Origin of the sequence: Thalassolituus pacificus (assembly GCF_025318105.1) — a bacterium.
GTDB classification, from domain to species: domain Bacteria; phylum Pseudomonadota; class Gammaproteobacteria; order Pseudomonadales; family Oceanobacteraceae; genus Venatoribacter; species Venatoribacter pacificus.
Genome location: NZ_JAOANI010000028.1, coordinates 586,115 through 600,389, shown reverse-complemented (window position 1 = coordinate 600,389; position 14,275 = coordinate 586,115). Strand labels below are relative to the sequence as shown.

The window sequence follows — 14,275 nt, the reverse complement described above, 5'->3', positions numbered from 1 at the left end:
TTATTCCTCTGTCACCGACAGCGCACTGTTTACAGCATCGACATGATGTTCTGCAAGCGCACCCGGCACGATCGATGTGGCGATACGAATCATCGTATCGGCGGGCAATTCGCCCACCACCGTCACCCGTAAACGGCCATGACTGCTGCCGTCGCCATCAGCAGCGCCTGCAGTATGGTCCCGGTAGCGCACAACCGCCGCCGTGGCGCCCCAGCGACGGGTGATTTCCGGCATCTGTTCCTGGTTTACCGGATCGATAAACAGGGTAAACGCCGCTAACCCATCGCTGTACATCAGACGCACCGGCAGCGTATCTGCGGTGTGCTGTTCAGCGTCAGCATCCGCCGTCCGCGGAGAACCGGCCTGAATTACAGCGGTAATACGAAAACCTGCCGGAATCCAGTTCGGCAGCCAGCCAATACCCTCAGTACTGATTGCTTGCTGATCGGGAGAAACGGGATAAAGCGTCAGCTTATGGCCCTGATCATCGGGCTCGAAAGCGGCCGCAGACAGATCAAGGCCAATCTCAATTTGGGCAAACTGAAACCGTTCCAGCACCTGTTGATGGTTATTGAGCAGATCAGAACGCAGCAGCAGACCGGTATTCTGATCCAGCCACAACTGATAGCCATAACGGTCATTGTCCACCGGAGTCACCTGCAGGCGCTGAGCAAACCGACCGGCAATGCGTTCAACGCCACCTAAGGTGAAATGGTACTGGTCTTCAACATCCATCACCCGCGAGAAGCCGTGTAATGGATTGCTGAGTTCACTGTTAAAACGCGGGGAGTGTTCACCGGGGTGAATGCAAATAATATCCTGACCATGACGCACCATTTCGCGCGGCAGGCCGGTAAGGTGCAGCAACTTTTCCTGCTCCACCCCATCAAGCATACCGTGGGTAATAGCCAGCGTTTGCCATTGCTGGCCATCGCCATAAATCAGTACGCCACGGTAATTTTGTTGTTGAAAAGCCTGGGTCATGCGTTCCAGCCAGCCCCGGGCTCCTTCTTCAGCCTGCGCGCCTGCAGTAAACAGACTGAAATTCAGAGCCAGCAGGCTGAAGCTCAGGGTAAGCAGTAATCTGCCTGCCCTCATTTGCCGCCCTCAGCCGGTTGCTGAAAATCCACCACGCGGGCGAAAGGAATGGCGGCACGGCTACCGCTCATGGTGGCCTGCTCAGTATGCTGCAGGACGTATTCCTGCAACTTACGCTGGGCGGCTTCAAGCTGTGCCGCATCAGTTTCTGACAGTGTCTGAACCGGAGCAGAAGCCAATTGTACGGCGGCAGGCTGCATCGTTTGTTGTTCGGCAACCAGAGCATCGGGTTCTGCACTGTTCATACGCACGCCGACCAGCACAGCCAGTGTTACTGATGCAGCCACGGCACCAGAGGCCAGCCAGCGTAATTTATGGCCATTAGCCGCCAACGGCTGAGGGCGACTGACTTCATCCATCGGTTCACCGTCCAGCGCCTGCATAATGCCACGCGACAGATCCACCGCAGCAGCCGGTTCGCCGCGCATCAGTGAGCCCATCATCTGATAACGCTGCCAGGTGCCGCGCAGTTCGTCGTCCTGCTCCAGCTGATTAAGTATGCGGCGAACTTCCAACTCGTCGGTTTCACCGTCCATCAGGGCGGATAAGGATTCGTTTATACGTTCATTCATCGGTTGCTATCCTCCCGGTCAGGCGATGGCGCTGGCTGTATCGGCCAGCAGCGGCTGCATTTTGCGGTCAATGGCTTCACGGGCGCGGAAAATCCGCGACCGCACAGTGCCGATTGGACATTCCATCACCTCGGCGATTTCTTCGTAACTCATGCCTTCCAGCTCGCGCAGGGTTACCGCCATACGCAATTCTTCCGGCAGAGCTTCAATGGCATCGAACACCACTTTTTGCAGCTGGTCGCGCTGCAACAAACCATCCGGGGTTTCGATATCTTTCATGTTAGCTTCGTCGGCGAAAAACTCGGCATCTTCCAGATCAATGTCGCGGGTCGGTGTTTTACGCCCGCGGCTGACCAGATAATTTTTCGCCGTATTCACCGCGATACGGTACATCCAGGTATAAAACTGACTTTCGCCACGAAAGCCGGGCAGCGCGCGATACGCTTTGATGAAGGCTTCCTGAGTCACGTCCTGAGCTTCGGCAAAGTCGGATACAAAGCGTCCGACCAGCGCCAGAATGCGGTGCTGATATTTGATGACCAGCAGATCGAATGCTCGCCGGTCACCCTTTTGTACGCGGGCGACCAGTTGTCGATCTGTATGTTGTTGATCTGTCATGCTGTTTTCCGCTGTCGTGCGCTGTGTCTCTACAGCCATTGCTAAGCTCATCTACCCAGCCTCCTGTATGCCAGTGTGTCGACCTGGTTCTGGGAGGATAGAGGGGATTTATTCGGATTAGTTCCGCCAGAGTGTATCATGGGCGGCAAATGTGGCCGATGGCGGACAGAAACTTATTCCCCGTACAGCGTCCGTTATGGCCCGTCCGGCACTGGCATCTGCCACCGTGGCGGCATTATAGTGCCCACCACTTTGATACGTACAATACAGCATGAGCCAATCTTTCTCTTTCGATGTTCTTATTATTGGCAGCGGTGCCGCCGGCCTGACGCTGGGGTTGTCACTGCCCGACCATATCAACGCAGCCATTATCAGCAAAGACAGCCTGGATGCCGGCTCTACCCGCTGGGCCCAGGGCGGCGTGGCCGCTGTGCTGGATGAAGACGACAGCGTTGAAGCCCACGTGCAGGACACCCTGATCGCCGGTGCCGGTCTGTGCCATGAGCCCAGCGTGCGCTTTACCGTGGAAAACTCCACCGCCGCGATTCAGTGGCTGATTGATATCGGCGTGCCGTTTACCCAGGACAGCCCGGATCATTTTCATCTGACCCGCGAAGGTGGCCACAGCGCGCGACGGATTATTCACGCCGCCGACGCCACCGGCCATGCCATCTCCGATACACTGCTGGCGCGGGCGAAAGAAAAGCCCAATCTCAAGCTGTTGCAGAACTACATCGCCATTGATCTGATCACCCGCGAAAAACTCGGCAGTGGCGGTCATGGCTGCATCGGTGCCTATTTCCTCAATAACGATACCGGCGATGTCGACGTCATTACCGCCCGTTCGGTGGTACTGGCGACCGGCGGCGCCAGCAAGGTGTACCTGTACACCAGCAACCCCGATGGTGCCTCCGGCGATGGCATCGCCATGGCCTGGCGTGCGGGCTGTCGCGTCGCCAATATGGAATTCAACCAGTTCCACCCGACCTGTCTGTATCACCCGCAGGCCAAATCCTTCCTGATTACCGAAGCGGTACGCGGTGAAGGCGGCAAACTTCTGCTGCCCAATGGCCAACGTTTTATGCAGCGTTTCGATAAGCGTGCCGAGCTGGCCCCGCGCGATATCGTCGCCCGCGCCATCGACCACGAAATGAAACGTATTGGTGCCGATTGCCTGTTCCTCGATATCAGCCACAAGCCGGCCGACTTTATTAAAGAGCACTTCCCGACTATTTATGAGCGCTGCCTGGAACTGGGCATCGACATCACCCGCCAGCCCATTCCGGTGGTTCCGGCGGCGCATTACACCTGCGGTGGCGTAGTCACCAATATTCATGGCCGTACCGATATTGAACATCTGTACGCCATTGGCGAAACCGCCAGCACCGGCCTGCACGGTGCCAACCGTCTGGCCAGTAACTCCCTGCTCGAGTGTCTGGTGTTTGCGCGCTCGGCGGCAGCTCATATCGCCGCCAACATTGACCGTGAAACACCGGCACCTCAGGCTCCGGCCTGGGATGCCAGCCAGGTCACAGATTCCGATGAAGATGTGGTGATTGCCCATAACTGGGACGAATTACGGCGCTTTATGTGGGATTACGTCGGTATTGTGCGCACCACCAAACGCCTGGTGCGCGCCCAGCACCGGGTGCAGATGCTGCGCCAGGAAATTCAGGAGTTTTACAGTAACTACCGGGTTAGTAATGACTTACTTGAGTTACGTAATCTGGTGGACGTAGCGGATGTCATTATCCGCTCAGCGCTGTTGCGTAAAGAAAGCCGGGGTCTGCATTTCAGCCGCGATTATCCGCACCCACTGCCACGCGCGTTTGACACCGTCCTGACACCTAAGTACCTGAAGGAACTGGGCGAACTCTGACTAAAGATGCTTGCTTTGAAAGGGTAAAAAGCAACGGCCTGAAGCGGGTCGTTGCTACTGGTAATCAGTGCAGATCGTTATACAACGCTGCCGTCAGGCGGCGGTAATCTTCCGCCCTGCCAACACTGTCCGGGCGGATCATCAGCCGCTGCCAGGGCCAGAACGACCACTCCAGAATCAGCACATCGGCGCGGCGCACACTGCCATAACGCCAGCGCACCCGAAGCTTGCGGCCACGCTGCTCAAGCCACCAGCCACGGCGATCATAGCCAATTTTATGTACTGCAAAGCGACGCCAGCCCAGCAGCATCAGCGACAACAGCAAGACACTGGAAATAGCCCAGCCTAGCGGCGACAGCAGACAACCGAGCAGCAGTAAGACCATGAGCAGAAAAGCGCCATCCAGCCAGCGCTGCCGGCGCGATGGCTGCAGCAGCCACTCAGCGCTTGCGGGCATGCTCCAGCACCAGCTCTACAATGCGCGCCATGTCGGCATTATCCGGCGTCTGGGATTCCATAAACCAGGTGAACAGATCGGGGTCTTCATGCTCCAGTAACTGGCGGTAACGGACTTTATCTTCCGCGCTCAGACTGGTGAAAGCCTGCTCGGCAAAGGGTACCAACAGTACATCCAGCTCCAGCATGCCACGACGGCTGTGCCAGCGGACGCGTTTTGCTTCAATTTCGTCAGACACTCAGAGTTCCTCATTTAATAATCCGCGGCGGGTACAACACCCGGCTGCCAGCAAGCGGATGGCCGCCACGGCAACGATAAAAACGCAGTATATCAAAGCTGAATGCCGATACTGCTATGCGGCGAAGGAATTACGCCGATAGCCACACAATCTGCGTCGTTAAGTGAACCGCCGATTTGTAGTAAACTGCGCGTTATATTCGTTATCACCGACACAAGATCCGTAACCACTATGTCTACAGAATCCATCGTCATCCCTGCTCAGACCGGCCCTCAGGGGTTTATCCCCGCTAACAGCGCCACACACGGATTAACCTGGTTATCCGCTTTTGCGCTGCTGGAAATCAGCGGCCCGGACAGCGAACGCTTTTTGCAGGGACAGCTGACCTGCGATATGGCCAACCTCAGCGACGAGCTCTGGTCGCTGGGTGCCTGCTGCACCGCCAAAGGACGCATGGTGGCGAACTTTGTTATCGCCCGCCATGGCGATAACGTCTGGCTGCGCCTGCCACGGGCGCAGGTTTCAACATTGCGCCAGCATCTGGCACGCTACGCGGTGTTTTTTAAAGTCACCATGACCGAGCATCTGGACGACTGGCTGATTACCGCCAGCCTGCCCGCCTCTGCCGTTAGCGACAGCACCAGCCAGTTACCCGAGCGTCAACTGCAGCACAACAGCGCCGATAACAGCCTGACCCTGCACTGGCCCGATGGCCGGGTGGAATATTGGCAACCGACAGCAAAAGCCAGCGAACAACTGCAACAGGCGGCCGCACTGACGGACGAATACCGTTGGTGGCAGGCCGATCTGGCCGAAGGCATTGTCTGGGTCGAAGAGGCCAGCCGCGAGGCCTGGGTGCCACAGTTTATTGACTGGCATATTCACGACGGAATCAGCTTCCGTAAAGGCTGCTATACCGGCCAGGAAATCGTCGCCCGCCTGCAATATCTGGGAAAAAGCAAAAAGAATCTGGTTGCGGTAACCGCGACCACTGACAGCGAAATCGCGCTGATGACCCCTCTGCAGGACAGTCAGGGTAAGACGCTGGGCGACATTGCCGCCTGGTACGGCCGTATTGGCCTGGCGGTGATGAACAGCGACTGGCCGGAAGACGGTATAAAAGCCGGGGAAATTCCCGTCACTCTCGCTCGTCTTTCCTATACTGACAGCACAACTGAGCAGAATAACAGCGACGCCCCTGCAAACGCTGCTGACCCTGCAGAAACAAACGACTGATCCGGCCAGATGGGCCGGACCAATGAGAGGCCGGCCCATGAGTAACCTGGCACAACAGGTAAAAGACGATATCGTAGCCCAGATCAAGAATGACGAACTGGTGCTGCCTACCCTGCCCGAAATTGCCCTGCGCGTACGCGAAGTGGCCGAAGACGCCAACGCCACCATTCCCCAGCTGAGCCAGATTATTGCTCAGGACCCGGCGCTCAGTGCCCGCATTATTAAAGTCACCAACAGCCCGTTAATCCGTGCCAGCAGCCCGGTCACCGACCTGAGTACGGCGATATCGCGCCTGGGCATCGATTTCACCAGCAGTCTGGCTATTGGTCTGGCGATGGAGCAGATGTTTCAGGCAACCCACGACATTATCGATAAACGTATGCGTGAATGCTGGGCACGGGCCATGGAAATAGCTTCGTCAGCTCAGGTGCTGGCGCGCCACTTCACCAAGCTGCAGCCGGATCAGGCTATGCTCGCCGGATTGGTACACCAGATTGGTATGCTGCCGATTCTGGCCTATGCCGAAAATCACAGCGATCTGCTCAACGACAGTTTCTCGCTGGATATGGTGCTGGAAAAACTGCACCCGTCACTGGGCAGCTATATTCTGCGCAGTTGGGAGTTTTCACCGGAGTTGGTCAATGTGCCGAAGGAGTATCTGAATCTGCAGCATCAGGCTGACAGTGCCGATTACTGCGATCTGGTGCAGGTGGCGACTCTGCAGAGCTACGACGGCTCCGACCACCCACTGGCCAAAATCAACCGAGGCGAGCTGGGTTCCTATCAGCGCCTGGGTCTGGATGCCGACGAAGAAGTCACGCAGTGGCAGGAGCTGAACGATGAAGCCGAAGCCACCCAAACCGCCCTGCGCTGATAAGTACCTGCGCTGGCCTCAGATATGGGCCAGCGGATGTTTATCCTGTGGCCAGGGAGAGTGCATCAACGCTTCAATCCAGCTGGCCGGAACATCATCAACATGAGCGTGTTGCCAGCGCGGTTTAAAATCCTTATCCACCACCATCGCGCGAATGCCTTCGGCAAAGTCCGGATGGCGTACCGACTGATAGGCCAGCACCAGCTCCCACTGCACCACTTCTTTTAAACTCATCTGCTTGCCACGATGCAACTGCTCCATAATCAGGTGCGCAGTTGCCGGACAACCGGCTTTAAAGTTATCCAGCCCTTGCTGCAGCCAGACATTCTCACTGCGGTGCTGCGCAAAGCGCGCGGCAATTTTGCTCAGGTCATCACAGGCGAACAATTCATCCAGCTCGGCCTGCACCGGCTGCAATTGACTGACTGGCATGCTCTCCACCACTGGCGTTTCCAGAGCATGCAGCAGCGCGCGTACCGTATGATTATTTGCGGCCTGGTTATCGCTCCAGTCCTGCTGACGCAGCTGCGCCAGCACCTCATCCTGTTGCGCATGCGTCAGGCAATAGTGCGTCAGCTTCAGATCTTTGCAATCCACTGCATTCATATGGCTGCCGGATAACCCCATCCAGTGACCGGCCGGATACGGCAAGCGTGACAGATACCAGCTGGCAGCAACATCCGGGAACAGACCGATGCGGACTTCCGGCCAGGCCAGCTTCAGTGTCTCAGTACCAACGCGGTGATTAGCGCCGATAAACAGCCCTAAGCCACCGCCCATGACAAAGCCATTTCCCCAGGCAATCAGCGGCTTGGAAAACAGGTGAACACGGTAGTTTTTGCCATATTCGCCGCTGAAAAAATTGTCGGCATAACGGCAATGGTCCTCGCCTTCGGCCTGCATGCTGTCATACAGCTGACGGATATCACCGCCGGCACAAAAGGCTTTATCACCGGCACCGCGCATCAGCACCGCGACCAGTTTGTCGCTTTTTTCCCAGCGCTTCAGTTGCTTGTCGATCAGGTTGACCATGGTCAGATCGACAGCGTTCATGGCTTTGGGCGCATTCAGGGTCAGCACACCGATTTTATGGCCGGAACGGGTGGTCAGGGTGTCAAACAGAACCGGGGATTCAGCAGTCAAAACAGTCTCCTTAAATGGTCTCATAGCCTGATCATATTCATTAAACAGGTTCTGATAATGCTCAGCAGCGCAGAGTTCGTGGCAAACAAGCCCTGGCACCCACACATCATACAGGAGTGTTACACTCGCACGGAAAGCCACAGCCTGCCCCAGAGTGAACGCCAGCATGACGCCATTACTGAGTCTGATCATAATTGCCGCTATTATCGGTCTGTTGCTGACCCTGATGCTAGTCGACCGAGGTAGCAGAGGCGCTGAATTATCCAGCCTGGCCGATCAGCTGGGGCTTGCCTATCGCCCCTACGCCTCCATTAGCCAGCGCATCCGTGATGCGCACTTCCAACTGCTCGATATTGGTCAGTTCCGTAATTTCCGCCACCTGCTCGAAGGGCGGCTGGACGACGATGACAGCCGCTATCTTAACCTGTTCGACTACAGCCTGATTACCGCCGGTGGCGCTTCCACGCAAACCGTCATTCTGCTGCCCTGCCCAATACCCAAGGGCTGTGCGTTCAGCATCTGTCGCAAACGCTGGCTGCAGGAAGACGTTTTTTCCGAAAGCCAGCACAAGAAACTTGAACCCTTATCGGAACAGCAAAAACCCCTGCTGCTGCGTCAATGGCAATTACACAGCAGTTATGGCGAACGTTTATGGGCTTTGCTGAAACCGGAGGTCTGCGATTGGCTTTTGGCGCATCCTCACCTTCACATTGAATGGGCAGATGGCATTCTGCTGCTCTGCCGGCCACATCATGTTCTGCCGCCGGCTCAGGTTAATGAGGCCCTGCAGCATGCCCTGCAATTTATTCAGTGTCTGCAACACAACGCCAAAACGATCTGACCACTCGTCAGCATTTCAATAATAAATAACAACAGGTATTTTTTTATGTTGCGATTGTCCACACGCGCTCAACCTTCAACACGCTGGCTTGCCAGCATAGCAACACTGGCCACCTTGCTGCTCGGCGGCTGCTCTGCGGGTCAACAGGAAGTAATTTACGACAAAGCCATTGATTTTGCCCGCAGCGCCGTTGACCTGACACTGAAAACCGCGGATACCGGCGACGTCAATATGAGCTACCTGGAACGTCAGGGCACAGGACCAACCGTGCTGTTGCTGCATGGATTTTCAGCCAACAAAGAAACCTGGCTGAAATTTGCCGCCGAACTGCCGCAGGATTATCACCTGATTATTCCTGACCTGGCCGGCCATGGTGAAACACCGGCACCACTAAATCAGGATTATAATTTAATCCGTCAGGCCGAGCGCCTGCACCAGCTGATGACGATTGCCGGGGTAAACCAGTTTCACATTGCCGGTAACTCCATGGGCGGCGCGATCAGCGCTATTTATGCCACCCGCTACCCGCAACAGATTCTGAGCCTGACGTTAATGGATGCCGCCGGTGTTGATGCACCGGAACAAAGCGAATATATGCAGGCACTGGCGCAAGGTAAAAATCCGTTAATTGCCACCGACGAAGAAAGTTTTGAATATCGCTGGAATTTCGTCATGAGCGAACCACCACTGCTGCCATGGCCGCTGCGTCCGGTGGTTGTGCGAAAAACCATCGCCCGCGAAGGTATTAACCGCGAAATATTCAGCGATATGCTCGCTACCCGCGAAGAACTGGAAGCCAGCCAGTTTGAACAACAGCTGAGCGAAAAAGTCACCATGCCAACGCTGATTATCTGGGGAGAGGAAGATCGCGTGCTGGACGTTTCTGCCGCGCAGGTATTTAAAGAAAAATTACCGCAAGCGCAGGTAAAAATTTACCCCGGCATCGGCCATTTACCGATGGTAGAAATTCCGGCTGAAACCGCAGAACTGTACAGCCGTTTTATTGCAACCGCGGAATAATTCTGCAAAAGAGAGAATGCAGGCCCAAAAGCCCCGTTACCCGGGGCTTTTTTATGTTTTTTAATAACGTTTAAACCGGTTGCAAACGCAACAGTGTCCGCGCCATATATTCTCCCTGATAAGCGGCAAGACTCAACTCCAGCTCTGACGGCTGACGACTGCCATCAGCACCGGCTATACAGGCAGCGCCCAGCGGTGAGCCGCCTTTTACCACGCTGATATCCGTTAATCCCGGGGCGGTATACGGCAGGCCGGTAATCAACATACCGTGATGCAGCAGCGTGGTATGAAACGACTGTATCGTGGTTTCATTGCCACCGCCGGTGCCGGTTGAGGTAAACACACTGGCCAGTTTTCCCACCAGTGCATTCTGCATCCACAGAATGCCGGTCTGATCGAGAAAATTACGCATCTGCGCTGCCATATTGCCGAAGCGGGTTGGCGTGCCAAAAATAATACCGTCATAGTCGGCTAATTCGGCAACGCTGGCTTCATCTCCGACCTGCTGCATTTTAATACCGGCTTTTTCCGCTATATCAGAACTCAGGGTTTCCGGTACACGCTTCAGACTGACGTCGACCCCCTGAATTTTACCGGCACCTTCTGCGACAGCCTGTGCCATGGTTTCGATATGGCCATAACTTGAATAATATAAAACCAGTAATTTTTTCATGCGGCCTCCGCCAGTTGCTGTTCAATTAATTGTTCTAACTGCTCATTGGTTAACGTGCTGGAAACCAGCGTTTTACCATTAATCAGCAAGGTTGGAATCGAACGAACATTCAGTCGCCGTGCCAGCGCTATATCATCTTCCACCTGCAGGCGAAGCTCTTCCGTTTTTACCTGTGCCGCCAGAGCCTTACCGTCAAATCCCAGCGTATTGGCTGCGGCTATCAGAGTGTCTTCACTGCCAATATTTTCATTCAGCAGCAGATGACGACGCTGAATTTCGTCGAACATATCCCAGTGGGCAGCAGTGCCGTAGGTTATTTCTGCGGCCTTGGCGAACAGTGCCGCCAGCCAACCGGACGGATAAGAAAAAGGCTTGGCGCGCATGCCCTCGGTATTAAAACGGGCCGGATCATCGGCAGCTGCCTGACATTGCTGCCAGTGGCGCAGAATTTCGGCTTTTGCCAACGCCATTGAGCCAAAGCGCTCAATCATTTCCTGCTCATTGCGCTGCAATACAAAACAGCGCTGACGGATCTGAACCTGCGGATGATCCGCCCAGCGGCGTAAACGTGGGCTGAGCACATAGCACCAGCCGCAAACAGCATCGTGGAAAAAATCGATTGTGATCATTGTTGCTCTCCTGTTGCAGATATTGGACGGAGAGCAGATTACGGCCAGGGGAAAATAAAAAATAATGAAAAGAACGGCTGAATATACGCCGTTTTTTGCATGTTTATTCGGCGGGTAGGGTCTGGGTCAGCAATTCATACAATCGGGCAACGGCAGTCAGATGTGCAAGCTCCGGGTTCAGACCGATATACAAGGCCACTTCCCGCTCATTGCCGGCTGCCAGAGTAAGGCGCTGCATCTGCCCGGTAATCAGATATTCCGGCAGCCAGGCAAAGCCCACTCCGGCTTCTACCGCCTGCTGAGCAAGTGCTGCAGAATCAAGGGTCAGACGCTGCTGTGCTGCCAGCCAGCCACTGTCGCGATTGGCGCTGCCACTATCACGCAACACGATCTGGCAGTGTTGTTTAAGGTCGCTGTCAGTGAGTTGCCCGGCGCTCGCAAGCGGATGAGATAAACCGCAGACACAGTGTTTACGCACCGCCAGTAAAGGCTCACTCAGTATGTCATGGGGTAATTGACTGGCGATGGCGACAGCAACCAGCCCCTGTTCCAGCAGCTGCGCGGCACCCGATAACGCACTTTCATAAATCTGTACCGACACCTGTGGCATTTCTGCGCTGAACTGCGCCAGTCGCGGTAACCAATATGCCGGAGGTAACAGGACATCCACCGCCAGGGCGATATCCTGACGCTGTGCCAGAGCGCTGTCGGTGGCTTTTATTTCCAGTGATTCGGCGCGGGCCAGTAAAGCCCGTGCCTGCACCAGCAATTGTTCCCCGGCCAGAGTCAGCTGCGACTGACGCCCCTGAACCTGAAATAAGGGCTGATTTAATAAAGATTCCATTTTTTTCAGACTGTGCACCACCGCCGACTGGCTTTTGCAGAGATATTCTGCTGCTTTAATGGTGCTGCCCTGCTCAGCCGTCGCAACAAAAGTGCGCCACATTTCCAGAGTAATTTTCATACTGTTTTAAACCGCATACCTATCTGGGGATACAACCGTATTTCCTGACGGAAACCGGCGATGACAAAGTTATTCGTCCGCCCAGGATAATACCTGCCCGGTAACGGCGCCGCCATCAATGACAAATTCACTGCCGGTTGAGTAGGTTGCTTCGGTAAACATAAAGCGCGCCATACGTGCCACTTCGACCGCTTCGCCAAAACGCGGAATCGGCTGAGCCGCTGCAATATTATCCGGCAAGCCATCGGTCATTGAGGTGCGAATCGGTCCGGGATGCAACGACATAACACGAATATTATATGGTGCCAGATCCAGCGCCGCGGCCTTGGTCAGCCCGCGTACACCCCACTTACTGGCAACGTACCCCGCAAGGCCGCCATAGCCCTGCAAACCCGCGGTCGACGAGGTATTCACAATCGTCCCGCCTCCGGCCTTTTTCAACACCGGAGTAACAAAATGAATACCGAGAAAAACACCGTATAAATTAATATCGGTTACGCGTTTAAATTCTTCCGGCGAACTGTTTTCCAACCCGGTAAAGCCAACAATCCCAGCGTTGTTAAACAGTGCATTCAAACCACCAAATTCGGCCACAGCAAAAGCGATGACCCTTTCCCAATCTTCCGGGCTGGCCACATCCAGGTGCTGATAATGCACCCGCGATCCCAGTTCGTTGGCCAATGCCTGTCCGGAGTTATCCTGCACATCGGCAATAACCACCTGCGCACCATCGGCCGCCAGCAGGCGGGCGGTAGCCGCGCCAATACCGCTGGCTCCGCCGGTGATGAGTACTTTCAGTTCGTCGATTGCTATCGTGTCCATAATCCATTCTCCGCAGTGAGATAAGGCCGGTTCAGTAGCCTGTACGATCCTCAGTCCATAACAACACAGGCAAAAAAAATCCGCTACCACAAGCGTGGCAGCGGATTTTTGTGTCTGCGACGGATCACTGACGTACGGTTAACTGACGCCCGCTATCACGACACGCAAGCTTACTGACGGGTCAGGGTTTTATCAAAGGCGCGGGTCACTTCACCGCTGACTTTATCAACGGTATAAGAGGTTGCGCGGAATTCATCGCCAGCGATTTCGATATAGAAAAAGCCCAGCGTTTTATCCTGCTGCCAGTAAGCGGCGTTGCGTTCGGTATCTTTGAACTCGCGGCTCTTACCACCGGCACCGGACACCATGTGCAGGGTTTTACCGCATTTATCGACTGGTTTCAGGAATTGCAGTTCGTGATCGTGACCGGCAATCATCACATCCACTTTGTTACAGACATGATCTTTCAGCATGTCGTAATACACCACACCAGCACCGGGGAAACCATCGTACATTCCGGCATTACCGTGCTTACCGTTGGACAGAAACGGATGATGGGCAAAGGCAATTTTCCATGGTGCGGAAGCGTTATTCAGCTCGCGATCAATCCATTTGGCCTGCGTTTTTTTGTACGGCAGCTGCCAGTATTCTGCATCGGCATCACCGACTGCGGCCAGCGGATTAGAATCGAGGGAGAAAAAGTTAACCAGTGGCTGCTCTTCGTTTAACGGCGCGGAGAAGGTGTAATAACGTGCCGGCATCTGCCACTTATTACTTGGGCGGTTCTGCTGGTAGTGATAATCCACCTGAATATCGCCTTTATCGTTATCCAGACCATCACCACCGAATAACCAGGAGTTATCGTGGTTGCCCAGCGTCATATAAAACGGGAAGTTGAGGTTTTTATACGGGTCTTCAAATTTGGTCTGAAACTGAATATCCGATACCGAATCGACGCCGGCTTCATAAATGTTATCGCCCAGTCCGATGGCGAAATCACAACCGCGCTCGGCACACACCGATTCCAGCGCTGCTGCCACTTTGTACTGACCATCGTCACCGGTACCCATGTCACCGATGGCAATAAAGCGCACGGTTTTGTTCACCGTGCCAACATCCGGCAGCGGCTCCGGGGTTTTCGACATGGCCAGCGCCTGAGCCGCGACCACACTGCTCAGCAGTACAGGAAGCATCATTTTGTTCATGGGTAT

At 55.0% G+C, this 14,275-nt stretch carries 16 protein-coding genes; 5 read left to right on the top strand and 11 right to left on the bottom strand.

What is annotated here, in order from left to right; genetic code table 11:
* Genes NYR02_RS17455 through rpoE form a run of 3 tightly spaced genes read right to left on the bottom strand, consistent with a single transcriptional unit; the run spans position 1 to position 2,288 of the window.
* Positions 1 to 1,098, bottom strand: a complete 1,098-nt coding sequence (locus NYR02_RS17455) for a MucB/RseB C-terminal domain-containing protein (RefSeq protein WP_260977633.1) — start codon at positions 1,096 to 1,098, stop codon at positions 1 to 3.
* The gene (locus tag NYR02_RS17450; protein ID WP_260977632.1) at positions 1,095 to 1,670 is read right to left on the bottom strand and encodes a sigma-E factor negative regulatory protein; all 576 of its coding nucleotides are present in this window, start codon (positions 1,668 to 1,670) and stop codon (positions 1,095 to 1,097) included. Before NYR02_RS17450 ends, NYR02_RS17455 begins: the two co-directional genes overlap by 4 nt.
* Before the next feature lie 18 nt (positions 1,671 to 1,688).
* Positions 1,689 to 2,288, bottom strand: coding sequence for an RNA polymerase sigma factor RpoE (rpoE, locus tag NYR02_RS17445; protein WP_260977631.1), 600 nt, complete (start codon positions 2,286 to 2,288; stop codon positions 1,689 to 1,691).
* A gap of 271 nt (positions 2,289 to 2,559) precedes the next feature.
* On the opposite strand from rpoE, the gene nadB reads away from it, so the two are divergent.
* Positions 2,560 to 4,167 (top strand): L-aspartate oxidase, encoded by a 1,608-nt coding sequence (nadB, locus tag NYR02_RS17440; RefSeq protein WP_260977630.1) that lies wholly within the window; start codon positions 2,560 to 2,562, stop codon positions 4,165 to 4,167.
* Positions 4,168 to 4,231: 64 nt separating this feature from the next.
* Here nadB and NYR02_RS17435 read toward each other — a convergent pair whose 3' ends face one another.
* Together NYR02_RS17435 and NYR02_RS17430 are read right to left on the bottom strand one after the other, a co-directional pair.
* Positions 4,232 to 4,624 (bottom strand): hypothetical protein, encoded by a 393-nt coding sequence (locus NYR02_RS17435; protein ID WP_260977629.1) that lies wholly within the window; start codon positions 4,622 to 4,624, stop codon positions 4,232 to 4,234.
* Positions 4,608 to 4,862, bottom strand: coding sequence for an FAD assembly factor SdhE (locus NYR02_RS17430; protein WP_260977628.1), 255 nt, complete (start codon positions 4,860 to 4,862; stop codon positions 4,608 to 4,610). The genes NYR02_RS17435 and NYR02_RS17430 overlap by 17 nt, the downstream gene beginning before the upstream one ends.
* Before the next feature lie 231 nt (positions 4,863 to 5,093).
* Here NYR02_RS17430 and ygfZ point away from each other — a divergent pair, with 231 nt between their 5' ends.
* Both ygfZ and NYR02_RS17420 read left to right on the top strand, forming a co-directional pair.
* Positions 5,094 to 6,098, top strand: a complete 1,005-nt coding sequence (ygfZ, locus tag NYR02_RS17425; RefSeq protein WP_260977627.1) for a CAF17-like 4Fe-4S cluster assembly/insertion protein YgfZ — start codon at positions 5,094 to 5,096, stop codon at positions 6,096 to 6,098.
* A gap of 37 nt (positions 6,099 to 6,135) precedes the next feature.
* On the top strand, positions 6,136 to 6,972 hold the full coding sequence (locus tag NYR02_RS17420) for an HDOD domain-containing protein (protein WP_260977626.1): 837 nt from the start codon (positions 6,136 to 6,138) through the stop codon (positions 6,970 to 6,972).
* A gap of 18 nt (positions 6,973 to 6,990) precedes the next feature.
* Here the strand turns inward: NYR02_RS17420 and NYR02_RS17415 are convergent, their stop codons facing one another.
* Positions 6,991 to 8,115: an enoyl-CoA hydratase/isomerase family protein gene (locus NYR02_RS17415; protein ID WP_260977625.1), complete on the bottom strand. Its 1,125-nt coding sequence runs from the start codon at positions 8,113 to 8,115 to the stop codon at positions 6,991 to 6,993.
* A gap of 166 nt (positions 8,116 to 8,281) precedes the next feature.
* Here NYR02_RS17415 and NYR02_RS17410 point away from each other — a divergent pair, with 166 nt between their 5' ends.
* Positions 8,282 to 8,956: a hypothetical protein gene (locus NYR02_RS17410; RefSeq protein ID WP_260977624.1), complete on the top strand. Its 675-nt coding sequence runs from the start codon at positions 8,282 to 8,284 to the stop codon at positions 8,954 to 8,956.
* A gap of 45 nt (positions 8,957 to 9,001) precedes the next feature.
* Positions 9,002 to 9,976, top strand: coding sequence for an alpha/beta fold hydrolase (locus tag NYR02_RS17405; RefSeq protein ID WP_260977623.1), 975 nt, complete (start codon positions 9,002 to 9,004; stop codon positions 9,974 to 9,976).
* A gap of 70 nt (positions 9,977 to 10,046) precedes the next feature.
* Here the strand turns inward: NYR02_RS17405 and wrbA are convergent, their stop codons facing one another.
* From wrbA to NYR02_RS17380, 5 genes are all read right to left on the bottom strand, one after another.
* A complete protein-coding gene (gene wrbA, locus NYR02_RS17400) occupies positions 10,047 to 10,649 on the bottom strand; it encodes an NAD(P)H:quinone oxidoreductase (protein ID WP_260977622.1) in 603 nt (200 codons plus the stop codon).
* Complete coding sequence (locus NYR02_RS17395; protein WP_260977621.1) at positions 10,646 to 11,278, bottom strand: DsbA family oxidoreductase; 633 nt, start codon at positions 11,276 to 11,278, stop codon at positions 10,646 to 10,648. The genes wrbA and NYR02_RS17395 overlap by 4 nt, the downstream gene beginning before the upstream one ends.
* 103 nt (positions 11,279 to 11,381) lie before the next feature.
* The gene (locus NYR02_RS17390) at positions 11,382 to 12,242 is read right to left on the bottom strand and encodes a LysR family transcriptional regulator (RefSeq protein WP_260977620.1); all 861 of its coding nucleotides are present in this window, start codon (positions 12,240 to 12,242) and stop codon (positions 11,382 to 11,384) included.
* 69 nt (positions 12,243 to 12,311) lie between these two features.
* The gene (locus tag NYR02_RS17385; RefSeq protein ID WP_260977619.1) at positions 12,312 to 13,064 is read right to left on the bottom strand and encodes an SDR family oxidoreductase; all 753 of its coding nucleotides are present in this window, start codon (positions 13,062 to 13,064) and stop codon (positions 12,312 to 12,314) included.
* A gap of 170 nt (positions 13,065 to 13,234) precedes the next feature.
* Positions 13,235 to 14,269 (bottom strand): metallophosphoesterase, encoded by a 1,035-nt coding sequence (locus NYR02_RS17380; protein ID WP_260977618.1) that lies wholly within the window; start codon positions 14,267 to 14,269, stop codon positions 13,235 to 13,237.
* Positions 14,270 to 14,275: the final 6 nt, after the last annotated feature.

What these genes read in the sequence shown, in the direction of transcription:
- NYR02_RS17455 (WP_260977633.1), bottom strand. Translation starts at nt 1,098, where the DNA reads ATGAGGGCAGGCAGATTACTGCTTACCCTGAGCTTCAGCCTGCTGGCT.
- NYR02_RS17450 (WP_260977632.1), bottom strand. Translation starts at nt 1,670, where the DNA reads ATGAATGAACGTATAAACGAATCCTTATCCGCCCTGATGGACGGTGAA.
- rpoE (WP_260977631.1), bottom strand. Translation starts at nt 2,288, where the DNA reads ATGACAGATCAACAACATACAGATCGACAACTGGTCGCCCGCGTACAA.
- nadB (WP_260977630.1), top strand. Translation starts at nt 2,560, where the DNA reads ATGAGCCAATCTTTCTCTTTCGATGTTCTTATTATTGGCAGCGGTGCC.
- NYR02_RS17435 (WP_260977629.1), bottom strand. Translation starts at nt 4,624, where the DNA reads ATGCCCGCAAGCGCTGAGTGGCTGCTGCAGCCATCGCGCCGGCAGCGC.
- ygfZ (WP_260977627.1), top strand. Translation starts at nt 5,094, where the DNA reads ATGTCTACAGAATCCATCGTCATCCCTGCTCAGACCGGCCCTCAGGGG.
- NYR02_RS17420 (WP_260977626.1), top strand. Translation starts at nt 6,136, where the DNA reads ATGAGTAACCTGGCACAACAGGTAAAAGACGATATCGTAGCCCAGATC.
- NYR02_RS17410 (WP_260977624.1), top strand. Translation starts at nt 8,282, where the DNA reads ATGACGCCATTACTGAGTCTGATCATAATTGCCGCTATTATCGGTCTG.
- NYR02_RS17405 (WP_260977623.1), top strand. Translation starts at nt 9,002, where the DNA reads ATGTTGCGATTGTCCACACGCGCTCAACCTTCAACACGCTGGCTTGCC.
- wrbA (WP_260977622.1), bottom strand. Translation starts at nt 10,649, where the DNA reads ATGAAAAAATTACTGGTTTTATATTATTCAAGTTATGGCCATATCGAA.
- NYR02_RS17395 (WP_260977621.1), bottom strand. Translation starts at nt 11,278, where the DNA reads ATGATCACAATCGATTTTTTCCACGATGCTGTTTGCGGCTGGTGCTAT.
- NYR02_RS17390 (WP_260977620.1), bottom strand. Translation starts at nt 12,242, where the DNA reads ATGAAAATTACTCTGGAAATGTGGCGCACTTTTGTTGCGACGGCTGAG.
- NYR02_RS17385 (WP_260977619.1), bottom strand. Translation starts at nt 13,064, where the DNA reads ATGGACACGATAGCAATCGACGAACTGAAAGTACTCATCACCGGCGGA.
- NYR02_RS17380 (WP_260977618.1), bottom strand. Translation starts at nt 14,269, where the DNA reads ATGAACAAAATGATGCTTCCTGTACTGCTGAGCAGTGTGGTCGCGGCT.